Here is a 13,900-nt window from a genome sequence, read left to right on the forward strand (position 1 = left end):
ATTCATGACGCATCCCCGGCCTTCCACTCTGCCCTCCCGCATGGCCTTGCCGGCAATGCTGGCACTGGCTGCCACGCTGGCCCTTGCGGGCTGCAACCAGCGGCGTGACACAGCTGCCATGGAATCTGCGCCCGCCCCCGCGCCCATGGCGGGCGGCGCCGGCATGAAGCAAGGCCGCGCCGCCACCGTGCAGGCCGAGGATGCGGCATCAGCCGCACCAGAGACGTCGGTGCAGGACGAGATGGCCCAGCGCTTCCTGGCCGTGCGCCAGGAGTTGAACGTGGAAGTGCCGCAGGCGCAGCTGGCCGATGCCTGGGGCCAGGTGCGCGACCTGTGTGCCACGCTGCGCTGCGAGCTGCTGTCGGCATCGCTGCTGCGCGAGACGCCCCAGCAGCCTGGCAACGCCATGCTGGAGATGCGCGTGGCGCCGGCCGATGTGCAGCGGCTGCTGGGCACGCTGGCCGGCGTGGCCACCATCGTGTCGCAGAACACCATCAGCGAGGACAAGACGGCCGAGGTGATCGACGTGGAGGCGCGCATCAGGAACCGTACCGAGTTCCGCGACAGCCTGCGCCTGATGCTGCGCGACACCACGACCAAGCGCACCATGTCCGACCTGCTGGAGATACAGCGCACGCTGTCGGACACGCAGGCCGAGCTGGACGCCATGGCCGCCCAGCGCAAGGTGCTGGAGCAGCAGACCAGCAAGCAGCACATACAGATCCAGTTCACGCCCACCCGCGCCCTGGTGCAGGGCGGCACCAGCTACAGCCCCATAGGCCGCGCGCTGCGCGATGCCGGCCATGTGCTGGGCGAGAGCATGGCCGCGCTGATCACCTTTGTGGCGGCCGTGCTGCCCTGGCTGGTGCTGGTGGTGCTGCCGCTGGGCTGGGTGCTGCGCGCGCTGTGGCGACGCAGGCGTGCCAGGAAGGCCTGAGCGGCACGGCAGGATCAGGAAGTACGGCGGCACGGCCGTGCTCCAATCAATCCATGCCCACCGAACCGAGCCTTGACGACCTGCGCCGCCATGCCGTGGCGCGCACCCTGTTCACACCGACCACCCTGCCTGCGGCCATACAGCGCCTGGGCTTTGTGCAGGCAGATCCGATCCGCGCGCCGGCCCGGGCGCAGGACCTGACGCTGCGCCACCGCGTCAAGGACTACCGCGCCGGCGACCTGGAGCGCCGCTACGCGCGCCTGGCGATCGACGAGGACTGCCTGGTCAACTACGGCTTTCTGCCCCGTGAGCACCTGGCGCTGATGCACCCGCGCCAGGCCCGCAAGGCCTGGGATGCCGAGACGCAGCGCAAGGCCGCCGAGGTGCTGGCTTTCGTGCGCGAGCGCGGCGCCGTGCATCCGCGCGAGGTGGAGCAGCACTTCTCGCACGGAAGCGTGAAGAACTACTGGGGCGGCTCGGGCAGCGCCAGCACGCAGTTGCTCGACGGCATGCACTACCGCGGCCTGCTCCGCGTCAAGCGCCGCGACAGCGGCACGCGCGTCTACGAGGCCATCGCCCACCCGCCTGCCGACGACAGCCCCGCCGCCAGCGCCCGGCGCGCCGCCGCGCTGATCGACCTGGTGGTGCGCAAGTACGCACCGCTGCCGGCCCCCAGCCTGACCTACCTGGTGCGCCTGCTGGGCTATGGCGCGCCCCACCTGGCGCAACAGACCCAGGCAGCGCTGCGGCTGGCGCGCGAACAGCTGGCCAGCTGCCGCATCGACGGAACCACCTGGTACTGGCCCGCCGACGAAAACCCACGCTCGCGCCGCCATGCCTTCGACGAGCGGCTACGCCTGCTTGCGCCCTTTGACCCCGTGGTCTGGGACCGGCGCCGCTTCACGCTGCTCTGGGGCTGGACCTACAAGTTCGAGGCCTATACGCCACCAGCTCAGCGTCAGCTGGGCTACTACGCCCTGCCCATGCTCTGGCGCGGCCATGTGATCGGCTGGGCCAACCTGCAGGCGCGCGACGGCCGGCTGGAGCCGTCATTCGGCTATGTGGCCGGCGCAGCGCCCGGCGATGCCGCCTTTCGCAGCGCGCTGGATGAGGAACTGCAGCGCATGGAGCTGTTCCTGGCGCCGCGCTGAGATGCAGGCACTCGCCCCCTGCGCGCGGTGTACGTGATTGGGGGAACTGGTCAAGTTCACCCAGCTGACGCGCGAGACTGCACCGGACTGCACCGGACTGCACCGGCTTGACTGCACAGGCTACCTGGTGGACCGATACAGCGAACGCAGGGAGCGGGCGCGAGCGCTCCCCCGCCGACGAGCGGCCTTTCATGATCTTTCGGCACATGCTGCAGCAGCACCCGTGCATCAAGGCCGGCAGGCCGCCGGACCGCCCTCAGTTCATGCGCGGCAGATTCGCCGCCTTGATGGCCGCGCCCATGGACTCATGGCCCTGGACCAGCTTCCTGCGGTATTCGGCGCCGGTGAGCGGCGCCGGGTCCACGCCGGCCGACTCGAAGATGCGCGCCACCTGGGGCCCCTCGGCGGCTGCCATGGCAATGCGCTCCAGCCTGTCGCGCAGGGCCGGGGGCACGCCCTTGGGGTAGGCCAGGCCGATCCAGGAGTCGATCTCCACGTCGTAGCCCTGCTCCCTGAGCGTGGGCACCTCGGGCAACTCCTTCCAGCGCATGGGGCTGGCGCTGGCCAGCAGGCGCATTTTTCCGGCCTTGACGTGCTGGACGATGTCCGAAGGGTTCTGCACGATGACGTCCACCTGACCGCCGATCAGGCCGGCCACGGTCTCGGCGCCGGACTTGTAGTTGATCTCCTCGAACCTGCCGCCCGTCTTGCGCCCCAGCTCGTACATGGCCAGGTTGTTGGGCGCGGACGGCGCGCCGAAGAAGATGCCCTTGCCATGGCGGGACGCAGCCACCAGGTCGGCCATGGTTTTGTAGGGTGAGTCCGCGCGCACGGCCACGCCATAGCGGTATCGGGCCACGCCTGCGATGAAGTCGAAGTCATCGACCTTGTAGTCCACTTTCATGAGGTGGGGCGTGATGGCGATGGTCGAAAACGTCACCACGCCCAGCGTATAGCCGTCAGGCTTTTGCCGGGCCAGCGACGAGACGCCCAACGTGCCCTGCGCTCCCGCGCGGTTGTTCGGCACCACGGGCTTCTTGAGCAGGCCCTCCATGGCATTGCCGATGGCGCGCGAGGCCACGTCGGTATTGCCGCCTGCGCCGTAGTTGATGATCAGGGTCAGTTCCCGCTCGGGAAACGCGTCCGTGCCCTGGGCCAGCGCCGGGGCGCCGGCTGCGGCCGCCAGCGCTGCCGCGCAGAAGGCCGAAAGCAGGCATCTGCGAGATGCGGGGGATGGATATGCATGCATGGTTGTCTCTCGTTGCGATCTTGGGTTCTGTCGTCTTTGGAAGTCGTGCTTTCACGTTGCTGCGCACTACCCACTGACCGGGAAACAGGCACGCCCTGGAAGTGGGAGCACCGAGGGTGCCGCCCCCCCGCGAAGCAAGAGGGAGAAGCGGCGCAGCCGCTCAGGGGGTGCCGTCCATCTTCAATTCATGAAGAAGCCGCCGTTGACGTCGATCACGGCGCCATTGGTGAAGCCTGCGAACTCGCTGCACAGGTAGCGGATGGCGGCGCCGACCTCGGCAGCCTCGCCCAGACGCCGCACGGGGATCTGCTCGGCATAGCGGCGATTGACCTCGTCGCCGGCCTGCTGCGCCATCGGCGTCAGGATGCGGCCCGGCGCCACGCAGTTGGTGGTGATGCCGTACTGGCCCATCTCCGAGGCGATGGAGCGGCTCAAGCCCAGCACGGCGGACTTGCTCAGCATGTAGGCGGGGCCGGCCACGATGGACTTGCCGCGCCCGGCCAGCGAGGACACGTTGACGATGCGCCCCCAGCCCCGCTGCTTCATGCCCGGCAGCGCCAGCTGGCACAGGCGCAGCATGGACAGCAGGTTGACGTCCAGGATCTGCTGCACCTCGCCCAGCCCCACTTCGAGGATGCCGTTGGACTGGCCGCTGGCGTTCTTGAGGCTGATGCCGGCGTTGTTGACCAGGATGTCCACGCCGCCATGGCGCTGCACCATGTCCGCGACCACGCGCTGGCGGGCCGCCTCGTCGCAGACATCGAGCACCACGGCGCTGGCTCGGGCGCGCAGTTCCTGCGGGACCCGATCCAGGTCGGGCGCGGCCAGGTCGGCCAGCACCACGCGGCGGCCGTCGCGCAGCAGTTCGATGGCGGTGGCCAGGCCGATGCCGCGCGCGGCGCCGGTCACCAGGGCCGTGCGGAGGGGGAAGTTCTCAGGCGCGCTCATCAGTGGCTCTCCGGCGTGTAGAAGGTGATGGGGGGAAAGGCGTCTTCGGTGCACATGACCTCGATCAGCGTGGCCTCTTCGGCAGCCATGGCGGCGCGCAGCGCGGGGGCGATGGCATCGGCCGATTCCACGCGCACGCCGTGGATGCCGCAGGCCCGTGCGATGGCCGCATGGTCCACGCCGCTGAAGTTCACGGCCGAGGTGTGCTCGCCGAACTTCACGTGCTCGGCATGCTTCTGGTAGCCCAGGATGCCGTTGTTGATGAGGACGGTGATGACCTTGATGCCCATGCGCCTGCAGGTCTCCATCTCCGACCACACATGGCCAAAGCCGCCGTCGCCCACCAGGCAGAACACCTGGCCGCCGTCCTGCGCCAGGCGCGCGCCCATGGCCATGGGCATGCCCCAGCCCAGGCCCGCCAGGCCGCGCGGCGTTATGAAGCGCTGGCCGGCCCGGCGCGCGGTCAGGTAGTTGGTGACCCACAGCGTGGAGTAGCTGGCATCGGCCACCACGGTGTCCTCGGCGGTCAGCAGGGCGTCGAGCTCATGCATGATGCGTTCGGGCCGAATGGGTGCGGCGTTGGACAGGCGCACTTCGGCTGATTCCTGCCGGTGCCTTTCCCTGCCCTTGGCAATGCGTGCGGCCAAGGCAGCGCGCTGGCCGGTACGGGCCGACAGATCCAGCGGCCCGGCGATGTCCAGCATGGCCTGCAGCGCCAGCCGCGCATCGCCCACCAGGCGCATGGCGTCGTAGTTGCGCCCTATCTCCTGGCCGTCGATATCGAGGTGGATGAATTGCGCATCGCGCGGGTACAGCGTCCAGCTGTCCGTGCCGTTCTGGTTGGTGCGGTTGCCGATCAGGAACACCACGTCGGCCCCGGCCACGAAATCCTTCAGGTAGCGGCCCGAGCCGTTGGGCCCCAGGCAGTTGGCGACCACGCCCAGCGACAGCTCATGCGTCTCGGCCACGGCACCCTTGCCCATGTTGGTGGTGGCCACGGGCAGGCTCAGCGCATCGGCAAAGGCGCTCAGTGCCTCGCTGGCGCCCGAGATGTGCACGCCGCCACCGGCAACGATGACCGGCGCGCGGGCCTGGAGCAGCGCGCCCACGGCCTGTTCCAGCAATTGCCGTTCGGGCACGGCGCGGTCCAGCGGAAAGCGGGCCAGTGCAGCGGGCCGGGGCACGCCGGACGACTGGGCAGGCTCGGTGAGCAGGTCGGCCGGCAGCATCAGCGCCACGGGGCCAGGCCGGCCGCTGCAGGCGGCGATGATGGCCTGCTCCACATAGTCCTCCACGCGCGATGCCTGGTCCACGCGCCGCACCCACTTGGTCACGGGCTTGAACAGGCCCATGTGGTCCAGGTCCTGGAAGGCGTTCCTGTCGGTCTGGTCGCGCGCCACGTCCTGCACCAGCGCGATGATGGGGATGGAGACCTTCAGCGCCTCGGCCAGCGGCGCCACCAGCAGCGCTGCGGCCGGCCCGTTCTGCGCGGTGATCACGGCCGGCCTGCCGCTCATGCGGGCATGGGCATCGGCCATGTAGCCGCCCGCGTTCTCGGTGCGGTAGGCGATCTGGCGCAGGCCCAGTTCCTCGGCGGCCAGCACGAACATGCTGGGCAGGCTCTGCCCGAAGAACTGCGTGATGCCGTGCCGCTTCAGGACCCGGGCCACCAGGTGGCCTACGGTGTCCTGCTTGTTCAATCCAGGGTTGCTCAGGGGTTTCGACATGGGTTGCGGTTTCCGTTCAACAAAAAAAGGCGTAGCGGCTCCCTCGCCATGGCAATCGCCAGCGATACGGAAAGGGAAGCCAGGGGGAACTTATCTATTCAGGAAATTCAAAGGCAATCCAGGACACGGCCAGTCCAGCGCCACCAGCCGCCCCGTGGAAGACAGGGTGACAAAAGCCGTCTTCAGGTCCTTGCCGCCAAAGCAGATGTTGGTCGTCATGGGGTCGGGCAACTCGACCCGGTGCAGCACCTGCCCGGCCGGCGAGACCACGGTGATGCCGCCCTCGCCCAGCGTGGCAAGGCAGATGTTCCCTTCGGCATCCACGGCCAGGGAATCGATGTTCTGCATGCCCGGCAGGCGGCAGACCAGCCGTCCGCCATTGGGCGAATCGGGCCAGGGCCGTGCCAGGATGTGCCCGGGCTCGCCGATGTCGAAGGCCCACAGCCGCCCCGTGAAGGTCTCCGCCACATAGAGCGTCTTCTCATCGGGAGAAAGACCGATTCCGTTGGGCGACCACAGCGGGAAGACGGCTTCGCGGATGGCGCTGCCATCGGCCAGCGCGTAGCAGACGCCGCCCCGGTCCACCTCACGCGGCCGCACCTTGCCGTGGTCGGTGAACCAGAACCCGCCATGCCGGTCGAAGACCAGGTCGTTGGACCCCTTCAAGGGTCCGCTGCCGCTTTGCGTGTACAGGCATTCGACCTGGCCCGAGGCCAGGTCCACGGCCTCTATGCGCCCGCCTGAATAGTCGTTGGCCTGGCCTATGGGCCGCAGTCCATGCTCCGCACTGCGGTGCCACTGGAAGCCACCGTTGTTGCAGATGAACAGCTTGCCGCCGGGGCCTATGGCGGCACCGTTCGGGCCTGCACCCAGGTGGAAGAGCTGCCGCCTTGTGCCATCGGCCGTCACCCGGGTCAGCCAGCCGTTGGCGATCTCCACCAGCACGACCGATCCATCGGGCAGGGCCACCGGGCCTTCGGGAAACTCCAGGCCGTCGGCCAGTGCCCGAAGCGAGGGTTCTGTTTTTTGCAGCGTGTATGTCATGTGCGCCTCACTGCATCAATCGATGCTCAGGTTCAAGCGCCTGATCACGGCACCGTATTTTTCGGAATCGTCCCTGACCATGGCCTGCAATTGCTGCGGGGTGGACGGCGAAACCTCCAGCGCCATCTCCGAGAAATTCTTCTGCAACCGGGGATCAGCCAGGGCCTTGTGCAGCACGGCGTTGAGCTGCTCCACCACGGCGGCCGGCGTGCCGCCAGCGACGAAGGCGCTGAAATGGTTGGCGATCTCCACGCCGCGCGCGCCCGCCTCCGCAAAGGTCGGCACATCGGGCAGATGCGGCGAGCGCCGGTCTCCCGTGACGGCGATGACCCGGACCTTGCCCGACCGGGCATAGGGCACGACGGTGGGCAGGTCGGACATGAAGACCGGCACCTGCCCCGCCAGCAGGGCCTGCATGGCCGGGGCACTGCCCTTGTAGGGCACGTGCACCATCTGGATGGCGCTGCCGGCCAGGAACATCTCCATGGCGAGGTTGGTGCCGTTGCCATTGCCGGTGGAGGCATAGCTCAGGTCGCCATGCGACCTGGCATGGGCCACCAGCTCCCGGACACTGCCTGCGGGAAACGAAGGCAAGGCCACCAACGCGATCGGATTGCGCGCCAGCACCGATACCGGCGCCAGCGCACGCTCCGGGTCATAGGCCAGCTTCTTGAAGAGGAACGGGTTCATCGACGCCACCGAGGGATCGAAGACCGCAAAGGTATGGCCGTCGGCGGGTGCGGCCTGCAGGGCCTGCACGGCGATCACGCCCGAGCCGCCAGGGCGGTTGTCCACCACCACGACCTGCCCGGTCTGCCCCGTGATGGCCGCCGCAATCTGGCGCGCGATGTTGTCCGAGGCCCCGCCTGCGGCATAGGGCACCAGGATTCGCAGCGGCTTGGATGGATAGGTGGTGGATGCAGCGGACGCCGCGCAAGAAAGGCCGATAAGGGCCGTGCCCATGGCAAGCCATTGGCGGCGGTTCGATGGTGATACGGGCATGTGTCCTCCCTGGATTTTGATGCATGGTACTTGATGCATCAAACACCGAACATGGGGTTAGCCCGTGGACCAGTCACGCTCGGATGTGACGGCCATCCCACCATCCCCCGGGAGGTACCATTGCGCCCAAGCAGTTGCGGAGGCCCGATGTCCAGCGTTTTTTCACAGATCCGAACCAATCAGACCCTTGCCGAAAAAACCTATCTGCAGATCCGTGACGCCATCGTGAGAGGCCAGCTGCAACCCGCGCAGCGCCTCGTCTACCGCAGCCTGGCCGAAGAGTTCGGCATCAGCCCCACGCCCGTGCGCGATGCCATACAGCGCCTGGCCTCCGAAGGCGCGCTGGACCTGGACGACCGCGGCGTGGCCACCGTGCCCGTGCTCAGCGTGGAGCAGTACGTGGAAATCATCGCCCTGCGCATCGAACTGGAAGGCCGCGCCGCCGCAGCCGCCGCCAGCCGCCATCCGGGCCAGGACTTCATCGACACCCTCACCCGGCTGCACCAGGACCTGGAAAAATCCATCGCCGTGGACGACGACGCCACGCTGATCGCCAACGAGCGCTTCCACTTCTCCATCATCGAAGCCGCGCAGCAGCCCGTGCTGGCCAGCCTCATCGGCCTGCTATGGCTCAAGTGCGGCCCGTCCGTGCGCTACCTGTACCGTGGCACCTACGCCCGCGCGGCCGAGCATCCGCACATCCGCCTGATCCACGCGCTGGAGCAAAGGGACGGCCCCGCCGCCCGGCAGGCCGTGGTGCAGGACCTGCAAAGCGCCTGCCTGCATATCCTCAGGAAGATTGCCAAGGATGATGGCCTGGGGTTTCCCGAAGAGTGGCAGGCGGCGGGATAGGACGCCAGATGCCACGGTGCCGTCCGGCCTTCAGCCCCTGGCGCCCCGCCCACCCCGCCTAGTCAACAATGTGACCTTTGCCCGCCGCCGCGCCTTCGGCTGAATGCCAGCGCCCCCGGCGGCAGGCCTGACACAAGAACACCCTCGCCTTCCTGCGGCCCCGCGCCATCCAGGCAGGCCTTGCCCGGCACCTGCAAGCCGCCGCAACCCCTTGATTCCCGAGGGCATGAGCGGCCTGCGACCCGTGCGTAGAAGAGTTTTTGAAACTATGCATACGCCAGCCCCTGAGCTAATACCTATTCCCAAATTGGAAGCAAAACAAAAGCCGCGCCATCTTTACGATAGCGCGGCTTCCGTGTTTTTATTTGTGAGCCCGGCGATATCGAACTCGCGACCAACGGATTAAAAGTCAGACGCACAATTAAGTAAAATCAACAGATTACGTTGATTCTTGGGAATATTCATGAAAATCTAAGCAAGCACTGAAGCGCCCGCCAGAGGCTTATTCCCGCATCGCAGCCTCGAAATGATAGAAACAAAACCGATCGGGACGAGTCTGATGACAAGGCCCTCTCCCCCACCAAAGATCTGGAGTAGTGCACAACATTAAGGCACTCCGCAAGCCGACTGCGCATTCCAATTGCGATATGAGACGGCGTAATCTTCAACATCAGTAGTCAGATATGAACATCATCGAGGCACACCGGCAAAGGCATGCAAAATCAAAAAAGATTAGAAATATTAAATGACTTATCAAAATGTAATGGGTGGCTAGTGCTGCAGCGCAAGATGAAATCCCTGATTTCAGAAACAGTGACACATTCATTATTTCCAGACTTTACATCCGCCCCCTGCGTCGCCATTCCAACCAAACGCATACCCACATTCAGCAGCGGCCCACCACTATTTCCCTGACGAATAGAACAATCAACCTCTAAACAATCGATATTAGATCTAATAAAAGTTGAGGTAACCGTGCCGGGAAGACTATTTAACGCTCTTCCACGAGTCCAATTAGGAAAACCATAAAGCATCACATCAGCATTTTGAGATATTGGCTGCTCCGAAAGCACCAATTCCCGAGCATCGGGCACGCCTTGTTCTACAAAGCGGAGAACTGCAATGTCCTTGTGACTATCATTACAGATAAGGTTTAATCTATGCTCTTTTCCGCTTGTGGGTTCCACCAAATAGTACTCAACAGTATCTGTTTTTATATGCTCCGGCTTTTCAATCACATGTGAACATGTAATCAAAATTTTACCCACCAAACAAAATATCGTTCCCTGCACCTCTTCTTCTGGCAAACCCAATTCATCCAAACCCCACCTAGCATGAATCACAAACACTGCACTTTTCACATGAGAAGCGTTTACAACCCTACTACCCAGGGAGAGAAGCTTGCCATCACCCAATTCACCAAGAGACTGAGATTTCAAAAAAACCCTATTGTACTTCATCGCTAGCAATCGATAAACATCATCGCTATCGCCTTTAACCATCTTCAAATACAACAATTTACCATAAAGGTTTTTATATAATCTCGGTATAGCCCCAGTTCTTAATGAGCGGCTGTATTTTTTCTCTTCCCAAATTTTGGAAGCCATTTCATAACCATAAGTTTCCCATGCATGGAGCGCCCCTCTAATTTTATCAACATACAAGCGCCTAACATTTGGGAATTTATTGATAACAATACCTGTGACCTCCATTCTACGCTGGCGTGAACTAATTCTATTCTTGGTATGTTTTATCCTAAATCCATGACTCGAAATTATCTCCGTCAGTTCATCACCAATACCAAGAACATCACCATCGAATTTACAAATTGAAGCTGGAAGCCTATCCACCCTACCACTTTTAAATGAAAAGGTTATATCATCACAATATCTCGTGTATATTGCACGATGCTTCCTAGCAAGTGCAGACAGATCTTTGTCCAAGCCACGACATATCAAGTTTGATATTATCGGAGATGTAGGTGCGCCTTGCGCCAAAATTCCATTATTGCAACAAATATGAGCAAGGGCAGAAGCCGTATTTCTTGCATAGCCAAATGGAGAATTTTCAAAAACCCCTCTAACTCTGTAATAACTAATTGAAGGAAAAAAATCCTCCAAATCAATGTTCAGAACAAAGCTAGTATCTCTATTACAATGTGCTTGAGCATTTGTAACAACACTCCGACCACGGTGAAACCCATGCACACAGGACTTAGCCAAAGGAAACTCGCGCTGCAAAAAATCAAGTAGCGATTCCTGTATGTTTTTTAGCTTAAGTGATGGCGCGACAATACTTCTGTATTCTCCAGATTTTTTCGGAAGAACAAAGTACTTATATTTAGGCCTAGGATAGACTATCTTAGATATCTCAGCGTAAGGCCTGCCAAAAATATCCTGAGCCATAAGCTCGACATCAATTTTTCGGATATCAAACTCTAGGCTAGCCAAATCGCATCTCCTGTAAGATGCCACTCCAGCATGCTTTCTCATTTACCCTTTGCGAGCAAGACGCAATAAGTGAGCTCGACAGTATATGGGGGTACCATAACACCATTGACTACGTTAACGCGGTCAAATTAAGTTTTTGCTGGAGTGGCCAGCGCAGTGTATCAAAAAGCTACACACCAACAACCGTGCAAGTTGACAACCGTCTGAAATTTGCCACAAAGGTCTTTCGCTTGGACAAACATCTGCTTTGTTTGAAAAGCAGCTTGCCGCCTTTGCGGAAGACATTCGCCACCTCCCGAGTCTCGATTCGTATTCCCCGCTGTGAGAGCATAGGAAAGAGTCTCTTTGAGAGATCGCATTTGTGGGCATGAGGGTGGCCACCCGACTGTCTGCGCTCTCCAAGTGACCTTCGGTCTGTTCACTCAAAACGCAAGATCCTCCACAATCAACTGAAGACTAGGAGTTGGAAGGAGCGACAAGCTAGCAACATCCCTGTCTCTACACCCCGACCGCGAACCGCCCTGCCTCCATGGCATCGCCCCGCTTCTTCGGCAGGTAGACCCCGTCCTTGGCCTCCCGAATCCGCTTCTCGCGCATGCTCACGCTTTGGGCCAGCTGCATTGGCCGGATGCGGCGGCCTGGGTTCTTCTCGTTGAAGCGCTGGATGGCCTCCCGCGCTTCGGTCTTGCCCTCCTCGTCCTTGGCCATGGCAGCCATGGCGAACTGCTCGACCAAGGCGCTGCGCCGGGCCTGCAGCGCGCGGTCCTGGCCCACGATGGCGGACTTGCCTTCGTAGGCATTGCGCACGCTGGACGGCGAGAAGCCCACAGCCTGACCGGCCACGGCAGCCGCATCTACTTGGTCCTGCACCACGATGCCGGTCTTGTACTTGACACCCTCGGTCTCGTAGCGCCAGGCCTTGAGCGGGCCGCGCAGCACGCTGGGCGCCATGGTCTCAAGCCCGCACTGGTACCGGCCATCGCTCATCTCCTGCAGGCTCTTCAGAGCGTTGATGCCGATGCCAGCCACGGGGCCCAGGGTGGCGGCCATTGCCGACTCGCCCAGGCGCTGACCTTCCACCCCCCTCCTGCACACCCGTGGGATCAGCCGGCCCAGCCCCACGCGGCCCGAGATGTCCCAGGGCGTCAGGCGGAACAGGCCATGGGAGAGAACCTCCGCCGGCGTCTAACCGAAGGCGTCTGCCAGCATGACCACCTGCGCGCCCCAGGGCTCGTCCTCGTCGCCGCTCAACACCGAGACCGCGGCCAGCAGCGTGGTCACCATGGGCTAGTCCAGCACCTTCGCCCGCCGACTTGAGATGGTTAAACAGATGACCATTCATGGCCTGGATGCCACCCAAGCTGCTCTCGCCCACGGCGTCACAGCGCAGACAGCCAGAAAGTGATTGGGTCGGTATCTGAGCGGCGGCAAAGCCGCCCTGGCCGACGCCTCCTCCAGGCCAGCGCGCTCGCCCCGAGCCATTGACCAGTCCGAGGCACTGCCCATCGTTAAGTTGCGCAGCAGTCGGATGCTGTAATCGCGCATTGCCAGCAACGCAGGCGTCTGTGCCTCCTCCGTCAGCCGTGTGCTGGCCCGGGCTGGCCTGTCTCGCCTCAGCGACCTGCAGCCTGCGGAACCGGTGATGCATTCGTCGCGGCCATCGGCCGCTGGCAAAGACGGCGGGCTGCTTACCCGCGCGCCACCAGGGCCGCCAGCGTGCGCAGCGCAGCCTGCGCCTCTTGGGGCGCCTTTTCGTAGTGCTGCAGCAGCTCCTGGGTGTCAGAACTGACTGAGGCCGCCGTGCCGGCATCGCCACCAGCCGCGCCCGCGCGCAGCGACAGCAGTACATAGCCCACATCCACGCCCACGGCATGCAGCTGCTGTAGCGCCTTGGCGTCGGGCGCGAACTCGCCCTCTTCAAATTTCAGCAGGGCCAGGCGATCCACGCCCGACTTGGCGGCCAGTTGGCCCACGGTCAGCTCCAGCCGCTTGCGCTCTTGCACCAGGCGGGCCGCAAGCGTGGCAGCGGGCTGTGCATGCTCTATCGCGCTGGGGTCAAAAGTACGTATGCCCGTGAGCACATAGCCGGAGTCCACCCCGAACCCGCGAATGGTGTTGAGGTAGCCAACATCAGGCAGATTTGCCCCCGTCTCGTAGTTCGATTGAGTGTTCTTGGACACCCCGCCCAGGGATGCAAACGCCTCTTGGCTCAGGCCAAGCCGTTTGCGCTCCTCACGCAACCTTTGGGAAAATTCATCCATTTTTTTGGTAAATCTGTTGACTTTCCCAAAAAATTGGGCAAAATCCACCGCGTCTTGTAACAACCTATCTCCAGATACTACATGACCACCCCAGCGCACCACACCCGCCACCGCTCGGCCACGGTCGAGCCCCTGATGTACTCCAAACGCATTCCCTTGGGGATGACCGGCGAAGGGCTGGAACGCGCATGGGACGGCGCCCAGCACGAGGGCCGCATCGTGCTGGGTCAAACCGACACCGCCGCCGAGCGGCGCTGAATCGAGTGCGGCCAAACATTC

General features: G+C 63.0%; 11 protein-coding genes and 2 pseudogenes. 5 read left to right on the plus strand and 8 right to left on the minus strand.

Annotated features, from left to right (window positions below; translation table 11 throughout):
• The first annotated feature begins 4 nt into the window (after positions 1-4).
• Together ACRSCF_RS22055 and ACRSCF_RS22060 are read left to right on the plus strand one after the other, a co-directional pair.
• Positions 5-937 (plus strand): DUF4349 domain-containing protein, encoded by a 933-nt coding sequence (locus ACRSCF_RS22055; RefSeq protein ID WP_034368959.1) that lies wholly within the window; start codon positions 5-7, stop codon positions 935-937.
• Between the two features lie 53 nt (positions 938-990).
• Entirely contained in the window at positions 991-2,088 is a 1,098-nt protein-coding gene (locus ACRSCF_RS22060; protein WP_034368947.1) for a DNA glycosylase AlkZ-like family protein, read from the plus strand.
• 256 nt (positions 2,089-2,344) lie between these two features.
• Here the strand turns inward: ACRSCF_RS22060 and ACRSCF_RS22065 are convergent, their stop codons facing one another.
• The 5 genes from ACRSCF_RS22065 to ACRSCF_RS22085 all read right to left on the minus strand — a co-directional run bounded on the left by ACRSCF_RS22065 (position 2,345) and on the right by ACRSCF_RS22085 (position 8,058).
• Positions 2,345-3,337 (minus strand): tripartite tricarboxylate transporter substrate binding protein, encoded by a 993-nt coding sequence (locus ACRSCF_RS22065; protein ID WP_244386622.1) that lies wholly within the window; start codon positions 3,335-3,337, stop codon positions 2,345-2,347.
• 180 nt (positions 3,338-3,517) lie between these two features.
• Positions 3,518-4,285 (minus strand): SDR family oxidoreductase, encoded by a 768-nt coding sequence (locus tag ACRSCF_RS22070; RefSeq protein ID WP_034368949.1) that lies wholly within the window; start codon positions 4,283-4,285, stop codon positions 3,518-3,520.
• A complete protein-coding gene (locus tag ACRSCF_RS22075; protein WP_034368951.1) occupies positions 4,285-6,012 on the minus strand; it encodes an acetolactate synthase catalytic subunit in 1,728 nt (575 codons plus the stop codon). The genes ACRSCF_RS22070 and ACRSCF_RS22075 overlap by 1 nt, the downstream gene beginning before the upstream one ends.
• Before the next feature lie 90 nt (positions 6,013-6,102).
• Entirely contained in the window at positions 6,103-7,056 is a 954-nt protein-coding gene (locus tag ACRSCF_RS22080; RefSeq protein ID WP_034368953.1) for an SMP-30/gluconolactonase/LRE family protein, read from the minus strand.
• Positions 7,057-7,071: 15 nt separating this feature from the next.
• The gene (locus ACRSCF_RS22085) at positions 7,072-8,058 is read right to left on the minus strand and encodes a Bug family tripartite tricarboxylate transporter substrate binding protein (protein WP_034368955.1); all 987 of its coding nucleotides are present in this window, start codon (positions 8,056-8,058) and stop codon (positions 7,072-7,074) included.
• Between the two features lie 147 nt (positions 8,059-8,205).
• On the opposite strand from ACRSCF_RS22085, the gene ACRSCF_RS22090 reads away from it, so the two are divergent.
• A complete protein-coding gene (locus ACRSCF_RS22090) occupies positions 8,206-8,910 on the plus strand; it encodes a GntR family transcriptional regulator (protein WP_034368957.1) in 705 nt (234 codons plus the stop codon).
• A gap of 722 nt (positions 8,911-9,632) precedes the next feature.
• Here ACRSCF_RS22090 and ACRSCF_RS22095 read toward each other — a convergent pair.
• Both ACRSCF_RS22095 and ACRSCF_RS22100 read right to left on the minus strand, forming a co-directional pair.
• The gene (locus ACRSCF_RS22095; protein ID WP_244386624.1) at positions 9,633-11,360 is read right to left on the minus strand and encodes a reverse transcriptase domain-containing protein; all 1,728 of its coding nucleotides are present in this window, start codon (positions 11,358-11,360) and stop codon (positions 9,633-9,635) included.
• A gap of 498 nt (positions 11,361-11,858) precedes the next feature.
• Positions 11,859-12,530 (minus strand): annotated as a pseudogene (locus ACRSCF_RS22100) (PLxRFG domain-containing protein); the annotation flags it as partial.
• A gap of 148 nt (positions 12,531-12,678) precedes the next feature.
• Between ACRSCF_RS22100 and ACRSCF_RS22105 the strand changes: the two are divergent.
• Positions 12,679-13,002, plus strand: a pseudogene (locus ACRSCF_RS22105) (leucine zipper domain-containing protein); the annotation flags it as partial.
• Positions 13,003-13,048: 46 nt separating this feature from the next.
• Here ACRSCF_RS22105 and ACRSCF_RS22110 read toward each other — a convergent pair.
• Positions 13,049-13,621 (minus strand): helix-turn-helix domain-containing protein, encoded by a 573-nt coding sequence (locus ACRSCF_RS22110; protein ID WP_244386626.1) that lies wholly within the window; start codon positions 13,619-13,621, stop codon positions 13,049-13,051.
• Between the two features lie 81 nt (positions 13,622-13,702).
• Here ACRSCF_RS22110 and ACRSCF_RS22115 point away from each other — a divergent pair, with 81 nt between their 5' ends.
• The gene (locus tag ACRSCF_RS22115; protein ID WP_244386628.1) at positions 13,703-13,879 is read left to right on the plus strand and encodes a hypothetical protein; all 177 of its coding nucleotides are present in this window, start codon (positions 13,703-13,705) and stop codon (positions 13,877-13,879) included.
• Positions 13,880-13,900 lie beyond the last annotated feature (21 nt).

It is taken from the genome of Delftia sp. 11MD (assembly GCF_050907895.1).
In the GTDB taxonomy this organism is placed as follows: Bacteria; Pseudomonadota; Gammaproteobacteria; order Burkholderiales; family Burkholderiaceae_C; genus Comamonas; species Comamonas tsuruhatensis.